14 protein-coding genes are annotated in these 14,095 nt (G+C 67.2%); 9 read left to right on the top strand and 5 right to left on the bottom strand.

What is annotated here, in order from left to right; translation table 11 throughout:
- Nucleotides 1–21 precede the first annotated feature (21 nt).
- Both AUP43_RS17340 and AUP43_RS17335 read right to left on the bottom strand, forming a co-directional pair.
- Nucleotides 22–417, bottom strand: a complete 396-nt coding sequence (locus AUP43_RS17340; protein WP_067560022.1) for a group III truncated hemoglobin — start codon at nucleotides 415–417, stop codon at nucleotides 22–24.
- A 2-nt stretch (nucleotides 418–419) separates the two neighbouring features.
- A complete protein-coding gene (locus tag AUP43_RS17335) occupies nucleotides 420–1,895 on the bottom strand; it encodes a helicase HerA-like domain-containing protein (protein WP_067560019.1) in 1,476 nt (491 codons plus the stop codon).
- A gap of 155 nt (nucleotides 1,896–2,050) precedes the next feature.
- Here AUP43_RS17335 and AUP43_RS17330 point away from each other — a divergent pair, with 155 nt between their 5' ends.
- The 9 genes from AUP43_RS17330 (at nucleotide 2,051) to cysC (ending at nucleotide 11,162) form a co-directional block, all read left to right on the top strand.
- Nucleotides 2,051–2,827: a sulfotransferase family 2 domain-containing protein gene (locus AUP43_RS17330; protein WP_067560017.1), complete on the top strand. Its 777-nt coding sequence runs from the start codon at nucleotides 2,051–2,053 to the stop codon at nucleotides 2,825–2,827.
- Nucleotides 2,827–3,606 carry a sulfotransferase family protein gene (locus tag AUP43_RS17325; protein ID WP_067560015.1) on the top strand — a complete coding sequence of 260 codons (780 nt, stop codon included), beginning with the start codon at nucleotides 2,827–2,829 and terminating at the stop codon, nucleotides 3,604–3,606. Before AUP43_RS17330 ends, AUP43_RS17325 begins: the two co-directional genes overlap by 1 nt.
- A 44-nt stretch (nucleotides 3,607–3,650) precedes the next feature.
- On the top strand, nucleotides 3,651–5,081 hold the full coding sequence (locus AUP43_RS17320; RefSeq protein WP_067560013.1) for an ABC transporter ATP-binding protein: 1,431 nt from the start codon (nucleotides 3,651–3,653) through the stop codon (nucleotides 5,079–5,081).
- 104 nt (nucleotides 5,082–5,185) lie between these two features.
- Nucleotides 5,186–5,734 carry a sigma-70 family RNA polymerase sigma factor gene (locus tag AUP43_RS17315; RefSeq protein WP_084462890.1) on the top strand — a complete coding sequence of 183 codons (549 nt, stop codon included), beginning with the start codon at nucleotides 5,186–5,188 and terminating at the stop codon, nucleotides 5,732–5,734.
- Between the two features lie 4 nt (nucleotides 5,735–5,738).
- Nucleotides 5,739–6,521, top strand: a complete 783-nt coding sequence (locus AUP43_RS17310) for an anti-sigma factor family protein (RefSeq protein ID WP_067560009.1) — start codon at nucleotides 5,739–5,741, stop codon at nucleotides 6,519–6,521.
- 46 nt (nucleotides 6,522–6,567) lie between these two features.
- Entirely contained in the window at nucleotides 6,568–7,722 is a 1,155-nt protein-coding gene (locus AUP43_RS17305) for a 2OG-Fe(II) oxygenase (RefSeq protein WP_067560007.1), read from the top strand.
- Between the two features lie 92 nt (nucleotides 7,723–7,814).
- Nucleotides 7,815–8,363, top strand: coding sequence for a PAS domain-containing protein (locus AUP43_RS17300; protein ID WP_198154955.1), 549 nt, complete (start codon nucleotides 7,815–7,817; stop codon nucleotides 8,361–8,363).
- Between the two features lie 88 nt (nucleotides 8,364–8,451).
- Nucleotides 8,452–9,246: a sulfate adenylyltransferase subunit CysD gene (cysD, locus tag AUP43_RS17295; RefSeq protein WP_067560003.1), complete on the top strand. Its 795-nt coding sequence runs from the start codon at nucleotides 8,452–8,454 to the stop codon at nucleotides 9,244–9,246.
- On the top strand, nucleotides 9,246–11,162 hold the full coding sequence (gene cysC / locus AUP43_RS17290) for an adenylyl-sulfate kinase (protein WP_067560000.1): 1,917 nt from the start codon (nucleotides 9,246–9,248) through the stop codon (nucleotides 11,160–11,162). Before cysD ends, cysC begins: the two co-directional genes overlap by 1 nt.
- Nucleotides 11,163–11,174: 12 nt before the next feature.
- On the opposite strand, the gene AUP43_RS17285 is transcribed toward cysC, so the two are convergent.
- The 3 genes from AUP43_RS17285 to AUP43_RS17275 form a co-directional block, all read right to left on the bottom strand.
- The gene (locus AUP43_RS17285) at nucleotides 11,175–11,480 is read right to left on the bottom strand and encodes a hypothetical protein (RefSeq protein WP_067559998.1); all 306 of its coding nucleotides are present in this window, start codon (nucleotides 11,478–11,480) and stop codon (nucleotides 11,175–11,177) included.
- A 38-nt stretch (nucleotides 11,481–11,518) separates the two neighbouring features.
- Entirely contained in the window at nucleotides 11,519–12,487 is a 969-nt protein-coding gene (locus AUP43_RS17280) for a DMT family transporter (RefSeq protein ID WP_067559996.1), read from the bottom strand.
- Nucleotides 12,488–12,573: 86 nt separating this feature from the next.
- Entirely contained in the window at nucleotides 12,574–13,935 is a 1,362-nt protein-coding gene (locus AUP43_RS17275) for a tetratricopeptide repeat protein (RefSeq protein WP_084462887.1), read from the bottom strand.
- Nucleotides 13,936–14,095: the final 160 nt, after the last annotated feature.

The following is a 14,095-nucleotide window of genomic DNA, read 5'->3' as shown; positions in this document are numbered from 1 at the left end:
GCGTCTCGAAGCATCGGGCGGCTACCTCGCCTTCGCCTGCTGCTCGCGGTAGAAGGCGATGCCCATCTGGAAGGAGCGGGCCATCATCTCGGCCTTGGCGACCATGCGTTCGGCCAGGTCGCCATCGCAGGCGGTGCGGCAGGAGGGGCCGAACAGCGACAGCCAGCGCTCGAAATGCGTCGCCTCCAGCCCCGGCAGCAGGACATGCACGCGCATCGGGAAGCCGTCATAGCCGATCTTGCCGAGGATCACCTTGTGCCAGAAGCTGGTGATCTTCTCGATATGCGCGTCCCAGTGATCGTCCGGCACGGCGGCGCGGAAGATCGGGCCGATCAGATCGTCGCGGCGCACCAGCGTATAGAAGCGCCGGATCGCGGTGGATATCTGGGCCTCGTAATCGGCGGTGCCGGTCATCATGCTCAGCGCTTCTTGGTGAGGGAGCCGAGGACGCCGCGGAAGATCGCCCGGCCGATCTGGCTGCCGACCGCGCGGGCAACCGATTTGGCGAAGGCCTCGGCCGGGCTTTCCCGGGTGCGGGCCGGCTTGCTGGCGGGCGTGGGGGCCGGGATATCGGCTGCGGCTGCCTGTTGCGCGCGGCGCGCCAGCATCTCATAGGCCGAGTCGCGGTCGACCGGTGTGTCATAGCGCGGGCCGACCGGGCTCAGCCCGATCAGCCGCTGGCGCTCGGCCGGCGCAATCGGCCCCAGCAGGCCCGAAGGCGGGCGGATCAGCGTGCGCTGCACAATGCCCGGCGCGCCCTTGGCGTCGAGCAGCGAGACCAGCGCCTCGCCCACCCCCAGCTCGGTGATGACCTGGCTGGCATCGAAGGCCGGGTTCGGGCGGAAGGTCTCGGCGGCGCTGCGCACGGCGCGCTGTTCCTTCGGCGTGAAGGCGCGCAGCGCGTGCTGGATGCGGTTGCCGAGCTGGCCCAGCACTTCCTCGGGAATGTCGGACGGGCTTTGCGTCACGAAATAGACGCCCACGCCCTTGGAGCGGATCAGCCGCACCACCTGCGCCACCTTGGCGACCAGTGCCTTGGGCGCGTCGTCGAACAGCAGATGCGCCTCGTCGAACACGAAGACCAGCTTCGGCTTGTCGACATCGCCGACTTCCGGCAGTTCCTCGAACAGCTCGGACAGCAGCCAGAGCAGGAAGGTGGCATAGAGCCGGGGCGACTGGATCAGCCGGTCGGCGGCCAGGATGTTCACCGTGCCGAAGCCGTCATAGGTCTGGCGCATAAAATCGGCGAGCTGGAAGGCCGGCTCGCCGAAGAAGATTTCGCCGTCCTGCCGTTCCAGCCCCAGCAGGGCACGCTGGATGGCGCCCACCGACGCCTTGGCGACATTGCCATAGCGCGTGCCGAGCGCCTCGCCCCGCTCCCCCAGAAAGGCCAGCATGGCGCGCAGATCCTTCAGGTCGAGCAGCAGCAGGCCTTCGTCATCGGCAACCTGGAAGGCGATGTCGAGCACGCCGGCCTGCGCCTCGGTCAGCTCCAGCAGGCGGGACAGCATCAGCGGCCCGAACTCGCTGATCGTGGTGCGGATCGGGTGGCCGGACGTACCGTACAGATCCCAGAACACGGTGGGAAAGCCGCGCAGCTCGAACGGGTTCAGGCCGATCTGCTCCGCGCGCTTCGTGAAGGCCGGCTTGGCCTCGCCCTTCTGGCTGATGCCGGCCAGATCGCCCTTCACATCGGCCAGGAACACCGGCACACCGGCGGCGGAGAAGCCTTCCGCCAGCACCTGCAGCGACACCGTCTTGCCGGTGCCGGTGGCGCCGGCGATCAGCCCGTGCCGGTTCGCGCGCGCCAGCGGCAGACGCTGCGCTTCGGCGCTTTCCCCTGGGCCCTCTATCGTGCCGCCGATAAAAATGCCGTTGAAGATGCTGTCGGGCATGCTCTCGCTCGCTTGCTTGCTGTTCCGGACAAATGTGCCCGACAGGGGCGGCATTGCAAGGGGACATGAAGCCGGCGGGAAAGCCAAACCTTGGCAATCGGGGGCAGGTGGCGTAAACCGCCAGCCGTAAGTCTTTTGCGTTTCAGGACGGGCCTGTGCCGACATCGCCGATCTATTTCCTGCATATCAATAAGACCGGCGGCACCTCGCTGTCGACGGTGGCGGGGCGGGCCTTCCCGGCCGCGCGAAGCTGCCCGGCCGGGCTGGTGCCGCAATTGCTGGCGCTGCCGGCCGAAACCGTCGGCGGTTACGCTTATTATCACGGCCATTTCGGCCTCGGCCTGCTGGGCCTGCTGGAGAACCGGCCCCGCCTGATGACGTTACTGCGCGATCCGGTCGACCGCATGATCTCCCAGTTCAACGCCCATCTGCGCAACCCGGCCACGGCGCTGCACCGCGCCATCCTGGATAAGGGCGGCGATATCGAGGCGGGGCTGAGCGATCCGGAGATCGCGCATTTCCTGGCCGACTATCAGACACGCTCGCTCGGCCTGCCCCTCGATCTGGCGGCGGTGCGGGCCAAGGGCGCGCCCTTCGCCGGGCTTCAGGAACTGGTGGCCGAGGCGGCGCGCAGCGCCGATGCCGGCGAGAGTCTGGCCGCGGCCAAGCGCACGCTGGACGGGTGCGCGCTGATCTGCCTGACGGAGCGGATGGACGATTCCGTCGCCCGCCTGGCCGCCTGGCTGGACCTGGCGCATGAGGGTCCGGCACCAAGGCTGAACGTGTCGGCCGACAATCCGCGCGAGGGGCGGGCCAACAAGCTGGATCGCGGCGATCTCAGCCCCAGGGCGCTGCGCCTGGCGGAGGAGTTGAACCGCCACGACATCGCGCTGTACGAACACGCGCAGGCTCTGTTCGAGGCCAGGGGCTGATGCCGGATTTTCTGGGACTAGGCGCGCAGAAATGCGGCAGCACCTGGCTGTATTACATGCTGCGCAAGCATCCCGGCCTTTATGTGCCGCCGGTGAAGGAGCTGCATTTCTGGGACCAGAACCGTGCGCACGGGCTGGACTGGTATCGCGCCCAATTCGCCGACGCACCCGAGGGGGCGAAGACCGGCGAGGTGACGCCGGCCTATGCCATCCTGCCGCCGCAGGCGGTGGCTGAGGTGCGGCGGGAATTCCCCGAGGCGCGGCTGGTCTATCTGATGCGCAACCCGGTGGAGCGCGCCTGGTCCGGCGCGCTGATGGCGGTGACCAAGGCGGAGATGACGCCCGACGAAGCCTCCGACCGCTGGTTCATCGATCATTTCCGCTCCGCCGGCTCCACCGCGCGCGGCGATTACGAGACGTGCCTGCGCGTCTGGCTGTCGGTCTTCCCGACCGAGCAGCTGCGCTGCTTCCTCTATGACGATGTGCTGGCCGAGCCGCGCGGCGTGCTGATGGAGACGGCGCGCCATATCGGCGTCGATCCCGGCTTCTTCGAGGCGCTGCCGCCCGCCGCGCTGGCCGAACGGCACAATGACGGGCTGGGCACCCCGATCCGCCCGCAGCTCAAGGCCTATCTCGCGCGGGTCTACCGCGCCAAGATCGTCTCCTTGCAGGATTACCTGCAGCGCGACCTTTCACCCTGGCTGCGCGACGCCGACGACGCCATCGCGGCGGCCCCGCGCCGCTGGATCGACCGCCTCCGGGACCGCATCGCAGGATGACGCACACGCAGCAAGCAGCCGGTTCGCACGGCGAGGGGAGCCGAATGTCCGAGGTGAGAATCGCCGTCGAGGGCGTATCGAAACAGTATTTTCTTTATCGGTCTCCTGGGGAACGGCTGCTTCATATCGGCCTGAATATCGTTCCGCGCGGTATCGAGAGATTCAATGCGCTCTCCGATATCTCCTTCAATGTGCGGCGGGGCGAATGCGTGGGCATTATCGGGCGCAATGGATCGGGTAAATCCACGCTGCTCTACATCATCGCCAACACACTCTCGCCATCGCGCGGCACGGTGCGGGTGAATGGGCGGATCGCCGCCCTGCTGGAATTGGGGTCGGGTTTCAACCCGGAATTCAACGGACGCGAAAATATCTTCTTCTACGCTTCCATGCTCGGCCTCAACCGGGCGGAAATATCCGAGCGGCTGGAAGAGATCATCGATTTTTCCGGGATTCGCGATTTCATCGACCGGCCGCTGAAGACCTATTCCTCGGGCATGGCGATGCGCCTGGCTTTCGCGGTAACGAGCTGTATCGACCCGGAAGTGCTTATCGTGGACGAGGCGCTGTCGGTGGGTGACGAGGCTTTTCAGCGTAAATGCATGATGCGCCTGACGCGCTTGAAGGAAAATGGCACGACGATCCTGTTCGTCAGCCATTCGGCGCGCAGCGTGACGGAATTGTGCGACCGGGCGATCTGGCTGGATCGCGGCGAAATGCTGATGGATGGGCCGCCGGACGAGGTGATGGTCGCTTATCAGCGTTTCAGCCATCTCGATTCCGAACGCGCGGCGGCCTATCGCCAGCAGGTGAAGGAAAGAGACCCGGAATTCCTGTCGCAGGGGGAGAACCGAAAAGCTAACAAGGAGAAGCTGCTGCTGACGGCGGCGGGACAGGACGAGGCGGCCGAGCTTGGCTCCGGCATAACTGCCTCCTTCGACCCGAACATGGTGCCCGAAAGCATCGTGATCCACGAATCGCATGGCGCCCTGATCGAGCAGCCGCGGATATGCGAGGTCGCCGCGGACGGGAGTCTGGGAGCGGTGGTCAATACGCTGGTACGCGGCCGGGATTATGCGATCTGCTATATCGTGCGCTTTACCGAGGATGCGCAGGATGTTGCCTTTTCCGCCAATATACAGACAGTCAATGGGACGATGTTGGGCGGTGGTTCTCTACTTAAGGAAGGCCAGAGACTCGTCGCCGTGCGCGCCGGTGAGGAAGTGGCTGCGCAGCACGTTTTCTCCTGCCGGCTCCTGCGGGAGAGCTTCTTCGTCAGCGTCGGTTGTTCAGGCCTGCGTCACGGCGAACGGATGCCTTTGCATCGTATCACCGATGCGTTGATGTTCACCGTGCTGACCGAGCGCGACTATAACGGCAACGGCCTCGTCGATTTTGCCTTCCGCTCTGGTTACACCATCCTCCCGGCGGGCGAGCATTTGAATCCATCCGCGCCCAATAGCGCCGAAAAATAATCCGGCGCGTGCGGGATTATTTCCGCCGGCCCGGGCGTATACCTTGATGAGGACGGCAGGAAACGCCGCGCTCGCCAGGATTCGACCCGTGAGGCCGCCGCTCGATGTCACGCAGTTTCCCCGCCACTCAACTCGCCGCCGAGGTGGACCGTCTTCGGCGCTACGCCCGCTCCCTGGTGCGCGGCGGCGGCGCGTCCGGCGACGAGGCGGAAGATCTGGTACAGGAAACCCTGCTGCGCGGCATCGAACGGTCGCCGCAATGGGACGAGAGCCGGCCGGTCGGCCCCTGGCTGTTCGCCATCCTGCATAATCTCTATATCAGCCGGATGCGGCGGCACCAGTCGCGCGAGCGCGCGCTGCGCCATATCGGCGCGCTGGAAGATGTCGCCCCGCTGGCCGCCCCCCTGGCAGACGCCGAGGGCAGGGCGGCCATCGCAGAGACGATGGATGCGCTGCACCGCCTGCCGGAAGAGCAGCGCCAGGCCCTGGTCATGGTGGCGCTGGACGACCTGTCCTACGAGGAGGCGGCCGCCCGCCTCGACATTCCCATCGGCACGCTGATGTCCCGCCTGGCCCGGGGACGGGAGGCGCTGCGCCTCGCCGTCGAGCGCGGCCCCGCATCGCGCGCCGGCAAGCTTCATATCGTGAGGTAGCATCATGGAACCCGCTATCGGCGAAACCGATCTGCACGCCTATATCGATGGCCAGCTCGACGAAGCCCGGATACCGGCGGTTGAGGCCTATCTGGCCGCGCATCCGCAGGAGGCGGAGAAGCTGAAGGCCTATGCCCGGCAGCGCGGCGAGATCGCCGCCGCCCTGGCCGCCGCCGCTGGCCCCGCCCCGCTGCAGACCGAACGCCTGCGCCGCCGCCTTGAGGGGGTGCTGGGCCGCCGCCGGTTCCGCCCCTTGCTGGGCCGGGTCGCGGCGGCCGCGCTGCTGATCGCCGTTGGCTGGGGCGGCAACGAAGCCTCGCGCCAGTTCGATGCGCGCGAGGGCGTGGTGCCGGTTTTCGCCGACGAGGCGGCGGAGGCGCACAGCACCGTGGCCAGCCTGGACCTGCCGCTATGGGAAATCCTGCGCGCGCCGCCGGCCGAGCTGGCTGATTACCTGACCCGCCATGGCGGCCGGGGCAGTGCGATGCTGCACACTGTCAGGATCGAGGGGTTGACCGCCCTGGGCGCGCAACTTGTGCCCTGGGACCACGGCACGGCGCTGCAATTCGTCTTCGAGGATGGCGAGACGCGGCATCGCGTCACGCTGTTCGTCGCCATCGCGTCGGGCGACGACCAGGTGCTGCGCACCGCCCGGGTGAAGGGCGTGCCCGTCGCCTTCTGGCAGAAAGGCCGCGTGGTCTATGCGCTGAGCGGCGATCTGTCGGAATCCGATCTCGTCTATTACGCCCATGAAATCGACGAGGCGACCGACGCCGCGCAAGGCTGATGCGCGCTTTCCGCCCGTTCATCGCATACCGTTACTCAGCGAGCCTATGATGCCCCTGGCCACCGGCGATCTAGCCCCCTGGTTCACCATCGATTCGACCGTCAATTCCCGTTTCTTCTTTCCGTCGGTCGGGGACAAGCCGGTCGTGCTGTTCTTCTTCGGCTCGCTCGCCACGCCGGCGGTGCGCCTTGCCTGGCAAAAGCTGAACGAGGCCCGCCCGGCGTTGCTGGACCTCAATTTCCGCCTCATCGGCGTCAGCGTCGATCCACGCGACCGCGAGGACCAGATGCTGCGCGCCAACGCCAGCAGCTTCATCACCTTCTGGGACATGGATTTGCGGCTGAGCGCGCAGTTCGGCGTCGCCTCGCGCACCGTGGGCGACCAGGCGACATGGGCCTATGCGCCGGCCTGCTGCCTGTTGGACGAGACGCTGCGGGTGATTCAGTGGGTGCCGCTGGGCGAGCCGGCGAGCTGCGCCGAGCGGGTGCTGGCGCATATTCGCGCCCTGCCGCCGAAGCCAGCCCCGCGCCACGTCACCCAGACGGCCCCGGTGCTGTTCGTGCCCGATGTGCTGAGCGCGGATATGTGCCGCCGCCTGATCCGCACATGGGCGGACGATGGCAACGAGGATTCCGGCTATATGGAGCGCGACGCCGAGGGCCGGCTGGTCGGCTATATCGATTACACCCGCAAGCGGCGGCGCGACCATTTCGTACCGCCGGGATCGCCGCTCTACGCCGAATTGAGCCGTGCCGTCGCCGACCGCGTCCTGCCGCTGGTGAAGCGTGCCTACCATTATCCGATCACCCGGGTGGAGCGCTTCTGCATCGCCTGCTACGACAGCGAGGATGGCGGCGGCTATTTCAAGCCGCACCGCGATTTCAGCGGTTCCGGCTCGCACCGCGCCTTCGCCATGACGTTGAATTTGAACGAGGGCGACTATGAGGGCGGCTACCTTAAATTTCCGGAATTCGGGCCGCATCTCTATCGCCCGCGCACCGGGGAGGCCGTGCTGTTCTCCGGCTATCTGATGCATGAGGCGATGCCGGTGACCAAAGGCCGACGCTTCGTGCTGCTGTCCTTCTTCTATGGCGAGAAGGAGGCGGAGGTCCGACGCGCTTACGAAAGCCGACATGGCAGTAAGCACGAGACGGTGCGGGGTCAGCCCGCCTATCTGCCCGAACCGGCCGAGGCCGGTTAATCCTATATTCTGGGTTGTTTACCTTATGTTAATTGCAACAGGGGATGCTGGGTTGCCGCCTTTGCCTGGCGGTCGAAAGCGGATTTTGCTGCATGATTGCTGGACCGAGCGCGCCGAATACTCCGCCGGGGATTCATCCGGACGAGTTGGCGCGCCTTTATGACTACTGGGCCAGCCGATGCCCTGAGGGCGACGTGCCGGACCGCGCCGATATCGACCCGCTGGACATGACCTATTGTCTGGGCAATCTGGCCATCGTGGAGTTCGAGGAACCGTTCCGTCCGCGCTATCGTTTGGTCGGCAGCAATCTGGTCAGGCTGTACGGCAAGGAACTCACCGGGTGTTACATCGACGAGGCCTATACCGGCGCGGTGCGCGACGAGGCGCTTGCCGTCTATCGGCAGGTGGCGCGGGACCGGCTGGCGAACTACACCCGGCGCACGCTGCGCGGCCTGTTCCGCAGCTACAGCTACGACCGGCTGGTATTGCCGCTGCGCCGCGGCGGCTGCCGGATCGAGCAGGCGCTGCTGGCGATCTACCCGGCGGACCGCAAGCTGGTGAGCGCCGAGCAATGGCAGGCGGACGAAGATGCCCGCCGTTTCGGCGCCCTGGTCGAGGATCGCGATTACATCGCGGAGTGACGCCGGACTGCCATGCCGGTCTGATTCTGGACAAGCACGCCCCTATCCCGTAGAACGCCGCATCCGATTGCGAGGGTTTTGCCGTCATATGGATCATCTCGACGCGCTCGAAAGCCAGTCGATCTACATTTTCCGCGAGGCGTTCAACCGGTTCGACCGGCTGGCCATGCTGTGGTCGCTGGGCAAGGATTCGAACGTCATGATCTGGCTGGCCAAGAAGGCTTTCTTCGGCCATATGCCGTTTCCGTCGCTGTTCTGCGACACCGGCAAGAAATTCCCGGAGATGTACGATTTCCGCGACCGCTACGCCAAGGAGTGGGGGTTGAACCTGATCCTGCGGGAGTGCCCGCCGATCGAGGAGATCGATCCCACCCTGCCGCCGGCCGCCCGCTCGGCCGCGCGCAAGACCGAGGCGCTGAAGCGCGCCATCGCCGAGTTCGATTTCCAGGCGGTGATCGCCGGCATCCGCCGCGACGAGGAGCCGACCCGCGCGAAGGAGCGCGTGTTCAGCCCGCGCGGCGTCGACGCGAACTGGAACTTCAAGGACCAGCCGCCGGAATTCTGGGACCAGTACAAGACCGATTTCGCGCCGGGCACGCATGTGCGCATCCACCCGATCCTGCATTGGACGGAGCTGGATATCTGGCGCTATATCCGGCGCGAGGGCATTCCGCTGGTGCCGCTCTATTACGCCCGCGACGGCAAGCGCTATCGCAGCCTGGGCGACATGGACATCACCCACCCGGTCGCCAGCAACGCGGCCACCATCGACGAGATCATCGCCGAGCTGGAGCATACCCGCGTGCCGGAACGCAGCGGCCGCGCCATGGACAGCGAGACCGAGGACGCGTTCGAGCGGCTGCGCAGCGCAGGGTATATGTGATGAGCGATTCGATCCCAGGCGCTACCCAGGGCGCTACCCAGGGCACGACCCCGCTGACCATCGTCATTGTCGGCCATGTCGATCACGGCAAATCCACGCTGGTCGGGCGGCTGATCCACGACACCGGCTCGATGCCCGATGGCAAGCTGGAAGCCATCAAGGCGATGTCGGAAAAGCGCGGCATGCCCTTCGAGTGGGCCTTCCTGCTGGACGCCTTCCAGGCAGAGCGCGACCAGGGCATCACCATCGACACCACGCAGATCCAGTTCAAGACCGCCAAGCGGCCCTACCTGATCATCGACGCGCCGGGCCACAAGGAATTCCTGAAGAACATGATCACCGGCGCGGCGGCGGCTTCCGCCGCGCTGCTGGTGATCGACGCGGTCGACGGCGTGCAGGAACAGTCGCGCCGGCATGGCTACCTGCTGCATCTGTTGGGCATCCGCCAGGTCGCGGTGGTGGTGAACAAGATGGACATGGCGGGCTATGGCGAGGCCCGGTTCCGTGCGGTCGAGGGCGAGATTCGCCGGTATCTCGGCTCCATCGGCGTCACCCCGTCCCATGTCGTGCCGGTCTCGGCGCGCGAGGGCGACAATATCGTCGACCGGTCGGCGGCAATGCCCTGGTATCAGGGTCCGACCGTCACGCAAGCGCTGGATCTCTGCGCCATGCCGCCGGAAGCGGTCGAGCTGCCGCTGCGGCTGCCGGTGCAGGATGTCTACAAGTTCGACCAGCGCCGCATCATCGCCGGCCGCATCGAGAGCGGCACGCTGAAGGTCGGCGACACGCTGCTGTTCTCCCCCTCGAATAAGACCGCGCGCGTCGCCTCCATTGAGGCCTGGGGAGCGGGTGCGCCGGTGCGGCAGATTGAGGCGGGCAAGTCGGTCGGCATCACGCTGGACGAGCAGATTTTCGTCGAGCGCGGACAGATCGTCAGTCATGTCGATTCCGCGCCGTTCGAGAGCAACGTGTTCCGCGCCCGCATCTTCTGGCTCGGCCATGCGCCGCTGGCGCGCGGCAAGCAGTACAAGATGAAGCTGGCGACCGGCGAATTCCCGGTCGAGGTGCAGCAGGTCGAGACCGTGATCGACGTGGCCGACCTGGCAGCCGGCCAGACCAGCCAGGTGGAGCGCAACGGCGTGGCCGAGATCGTGCTGCGCAGCCGTTCCGTGCTGGCGGTGGACGAGTTCACCGGCAATCCGCGCACCGGCCGCTTCGTGCTGGTGGAGAGCTATGACATCGTCGGCGGCGGCATCATCTCGATGCAGGGCTACCCCGACCAGCGCGCCCAGCGCACCGTGGTTTCGACCAACATCCACGAGGTCGAAAGCCGCGTCTCGATGGAAGATCGCTGGCTGAAGAACCACCATAAGAGCGGCGTGATCTGGCTGACCGGCCTGTCCGGCGCCGGCAAGACCACGCTGGCCCTGGCGCTGGAGCATGAGCTGCATCGCCGCGGCTATCAGGTCTATGTGCTGGATGGCGACAATATCCGCCACGGGCTGTCGGCCGATCTGGGCTTCTCGCCGGACGACCGGGCGGAGAATATCCGCCGCGTCGGCGAGGTTTCCAAGCTGTTCGCCCAGGCCGGCACCATCGTGGTCACCGCCTTCATCTCGCCCTACCGCGCCGACCGCGACCATGTGCGCGAGATCGCCGGCGACCTGTTCCACGAAATCCATGTGAAGGCCGACGTGGCGACCTGCGAGAGCCGCGATCCCAAGGGCCTCTACAAGAAGGCCCGGGCCGGCCAGATCAAGGACTTCACCGGCATCTCCGCCCCCTATGAGGAGCCGGAAGCTGCCGAGCTGGTGATCGACACCTCCACCCAGTCCATCGACCAGTCCATCGCCCTGCTGCTCGACTATGTCGGCGCCCGCTTCACCATCGACACCAAGCAGGCCGCGAAAGGGTGAGGGGAGACCGGCTCACGCCTTGCCCAGCGCCGTCTCGACCTCCTGGCCGAGCTTGGAGAAATCCTCGGCGTGGAAATCGGCGTCGTAGAGCAGGGGAATGGCGTTCTGGTCGCAGAACTGGCGGGCGCCGGCCAGGGCTTCCTCGCGGCTGGCCATGAGCTGGTCGGCGACGCGCTGCACGTCGAACTTGCCCTCGCCCTTGCGGCACCAATTCATCACCGTGTAGCAGCCGGTCTTGCCCAGCGGGGCGGGCAGCGTCACGCAGATGAGGACGTTCTCTTCCTCCCACAGCGGGTCGAACGGCTTGATCTCGGGCATGGCGGCCTCGCGTCTCGGATGCAAGTCCAACCCTAGCGTCAGCTCCCGCCCCGCGCAATGCGCCAGCGCCGGCGGGTGGCCGTCGGGCTGATCGAGGCGCCGGGCACCACCACCGGCCGGGCGTTCACCCGCTCGCGGTGCCAGACATAGATGCCGGAGGAGATCACGATGCCGGCGCCTACCCAGGTCCAGCCATCCGGCACCGACTGGAAGACGATATAGCCGATCATCGTGGTCCAGATCAGGCTGCTGTAGGAGAACGGGGCGAGCACCGAGGCCGAGGCGATGTTGAAGCCGCGGATCAGCAGATACTGCCCGGTTACCGACAGCAGCCCCATCGCCGCCATCAGCAGCCAGTAATCCATCCGCGCCGCCACCCAGACGAAGGGGGCGGCGGCGCTGATCAGCGCCAGGCCGACCACGCAGGTATAGAACAGCGTGGTCACCGGGCGTTCGGCATGGCGCATGCGCCGGGTGATGATCAGCCCCAGCGCCCAGCTCGTCGCCGACAGCACCGGGAAGATTGCCGCCGGGTGGAACTGGTCGGTGCCTGGCCGGATGATGATCAGCATGCCGATAAAGCCGACCAGCACGGCGGCCCAGCGCCGCGGCCCCACCTTCTCCCCCAGCAGCGGGATCGACAAAGCGGTCACCATCAGCGGGGCGACGAAGCCGATGGCGGTCGCCTGCGCCAGCGGCAGGAAGGTCAGGCCGGTGACGAAGAAGCCGCTGGAGCCCAGCATGAACAGGCCGCGCACGATCTGCAGCTTCGGCTGGCCGGTCGCCATCGGCCGGTCGCGCCAGACCAGGACCAGCCAGGGCAGCAGAAACACGGCATTGAAGAAATAGCGGCCCCAGACGACCTGCAGCGCGGGGTAGAACCCGGTCAGGTACTTGGCGATGCCGTCCATGATGCTGAAGATGACGATCGCGCTCAGCACGAAGCCGATGGCGAGCAGGGGGCGGTCAGCCTCCTTCGCTAAGGGGGCGCTGGTGCTGGCGGTCACGTCTGGGCTGCTTCCTCGAATTCTTATTGGCTGTACTCTGCGCCGCGCCTTCGGGGCGGTCCAGCGCGATGGCTGCAGGCCAGACCCTAGCGGCGCGCCAGGGCGAACACGAAGCCGCGCACCGGCTGCTTCTTCTCCAGCCGGATCGCCGCCGGCTCGATCAGCGCCACGCTCAACCCCTGCTCGCCGGCCAGGCGGGCGACATAGCCCTCGCCATGGCCGAAGCGGCGGGTCGGCTTCAGATGGAACGGCGCGTCGATTCCCTCGGGCAGCGATTCGGCGGTGGCGAGGAACAGCCCGCCCGGCGTCAACGCCGCCGCGACGGCGGTGATGAGCGGGGCCAGATCGCCCAGATAGACCAGCACATCGCCGGCCACGATTACGTCCCAGCTCCGCCCGTCTTGCAGCGCTGGCACCGCGTCGCCGACATGCAGCGCATCGTAGAGGCCGGTACGCGCCGCCTGCTCGATCATCCGGGGGGCCAGGTCGACGCCCTCCAGCAGCCGGGCGAAGGGCCGCAGCTCGCGCCCGACCAGCCCGGTGCCGCAGCCGATATCGAGGATCGACAGCGGCTGCGGCAATCCCAGCAGCCGGTCGAGCGCCCGGCGCAGCAGGGCCGGGCCGCGATAATCCAGCCTGGTCATCAGCGCGGTGTCGAAGCCGGGCGCGTACTGGTCGAACAAGTCGCGCACATAGCTGGCCGGCAGCATCCCGGCCGCCTGCGCCAGCGCCTCCAGCGCTGCGCGGCTGCCCAGCCGGTCGTCGGGGTCGAGATCGCATGCCCGTTCCAGGCTCTGCGCCGCTTTCGCCGGCTCGCCCAGTAGCGCCCAGGCGCGACCCAGATGATGCTGCGCCTCGGCCCGCGCGGGGTCGAGCCGGAGGGCGCGTTGCAAGGGCGGCACGGCGTCGGGGGCGGCGTCGCGGTCGACCAGCAGGCGACCCAGCTCGGTCAGCGCCTCGGCATCGTCGCGGTCCAGCAGCGTCAGCTCCCGGTAGCGCGCGATGGCGCGGTCCGGCTCGCCGGTCACCGCCAGCAGGCTGGCCTGCGCCTTCAGCGCCTGCCTATGGCCCGGCCGCAGGCGCAGCAGATGCTCATAGGCCGCTATCGCCGCCGCCGGCCGGCCGGACTGCGCCAGCGCCTCGGCCCAGAACTGCCGCAGCCGCAGCGCGCCGGGGTCGAGCGCGATGACCCGCGCGAAACGCTCCGCCGCCGCCGGGGACCGGCCCAGCGCCAGCAGCGTCTCGCCGGCCAGCAGATGTGCTTCGGCATTGCCCGGCTCGCGCCGCAGGGCGGCGATCAGCCGGTCCAGCGCCGCGCCTTCCAGCCCGGCCTCGCGCAGCGCCAGCGCGGCATCGATATCCGGCGTGGCGGTGTCGGCCAGCAGGCGCGGTTCATCGACCGGCAATTCTGCCAGGAAGGGCGGAAACTCAGGGGCGGCGGAAGCCATGTCGGGAAGCGCTCGCACGCAAAGCCGCGCTGGACGATCCGGCGGGGCCGCCGATAGATGCGCCTTGCCGGGTCAGGCGTCAAGCGGCGGTCGCGGGGGGAGGGAGCGTGCCTGCCGTGTCCTTCGAGACGCCGCCTCCGGCGGCTCCTCAGGACGAGGG

Source organism: Oceanibaculum pacificum (assembly GCF_001618175.1).
GTDB classification, from domain to species: Bacteria; Pseudomonadota; Alphaproteobacteria; order Oceanibaculales; family Oceanibaculaceae; genus Oceanibaculum; species Oceanibaculum pacificum.
Note: the sequence above shows the minus strand (reverse complement) of the source record. Positions and strands in the feature narration are given on the sequence as shown.

What these genes read in the sequence shown, in the direction of transcription:
- AUP43_RS17340 (WP_067560022.1), bottom strand. Translation starts at nt 417, where the DNA reads ATGATGACCGGCACCGCCGATTACGAGGCCCAGATATCCACCGCGATC.
- AUP43_RS17335 (WP_067560019.1), bottom strand. Translation starts at nt 1,895, where the DNA reads ATGCCCGACAGCATCTTCAACGGCATTTTTATCGGCGGCACGATAGAG.
- AUP43_RS17325 (WP_067560015.1), top strand. Translation starts at nt 2,827, where the DNA reads ATGCCGGATTTTCTGGGACTAGGCGCGCAGAAATGCGGCAGCACCTGG.
- AUP43_RS17320 (WP_067560013.1), top strand. Translation starts at nt 3,651, where the DNA reads ATGTCCGAGGTGAGAATCGCCGTCGAGGGCGTATCGAAACAGTATTTT.
- AUP43_RS17315 (WP_084462890.1), top strand. Translation starts at nt 5,186, where the DNA reads ATGTCACGCAGTTTCCCCGCCACTCAACTCGCCGCCGAGGTGGACCGT.
- AUP43_RS17310 (WP_067560009.1), top strand. Translation starts at nt 5,739, where the DNA reads ATGGAACCCGCTATCGGCGAAACCGATCTGCACGCCTATATCGATGGC.
- AUP43_RS17305 (WP_067560007.1), top strand. Translation starts at nt 6,568, where the DNA reads ATGATGCCCCTGGCCACCGGCGATCTAGCCCCCTGGTTCACCATCGAT.
- AUP43_RS17300 (WP_198154955.1), top strand. Translation starts at nt 7,815, where the DNA reads ATGATTGCTGGACCGAGCGCGCCGAATACTCCGCCGGGGATTCATCCG.
- cysD (WP_067560003.1), top strand. Translation starts at nt 8,452, where the DNA reads ATGGATCATCTCGACGCGCTCGAAAGCCAGTCGATCTACATTTTCCGC.
- cysC (WP_067560000.1), top strand. Translation starts at nt 9,246, where the DNA reads ATGAGCGATTCGATCCCAGGCGCTACCCAGGGCGCTACCCAGGGCACG.
- AUP43_RS17285 (WP_067559998.1), bottom strand. Translation starts at nt 11,480, where the DNA reads ATGCCCGAGATCAAGCCGTTCGACCCGCTGTGGGAGGAAGAGAACGTC.
- AUP43_RS17275 (WP_084462887.1), bottom strand. Translation starts at nt 13,935, where the DNA reads ATGGCTTCCGCCGCCCCTGAGTTTCCGCCCTTCCTGGCAGAATTGCCG.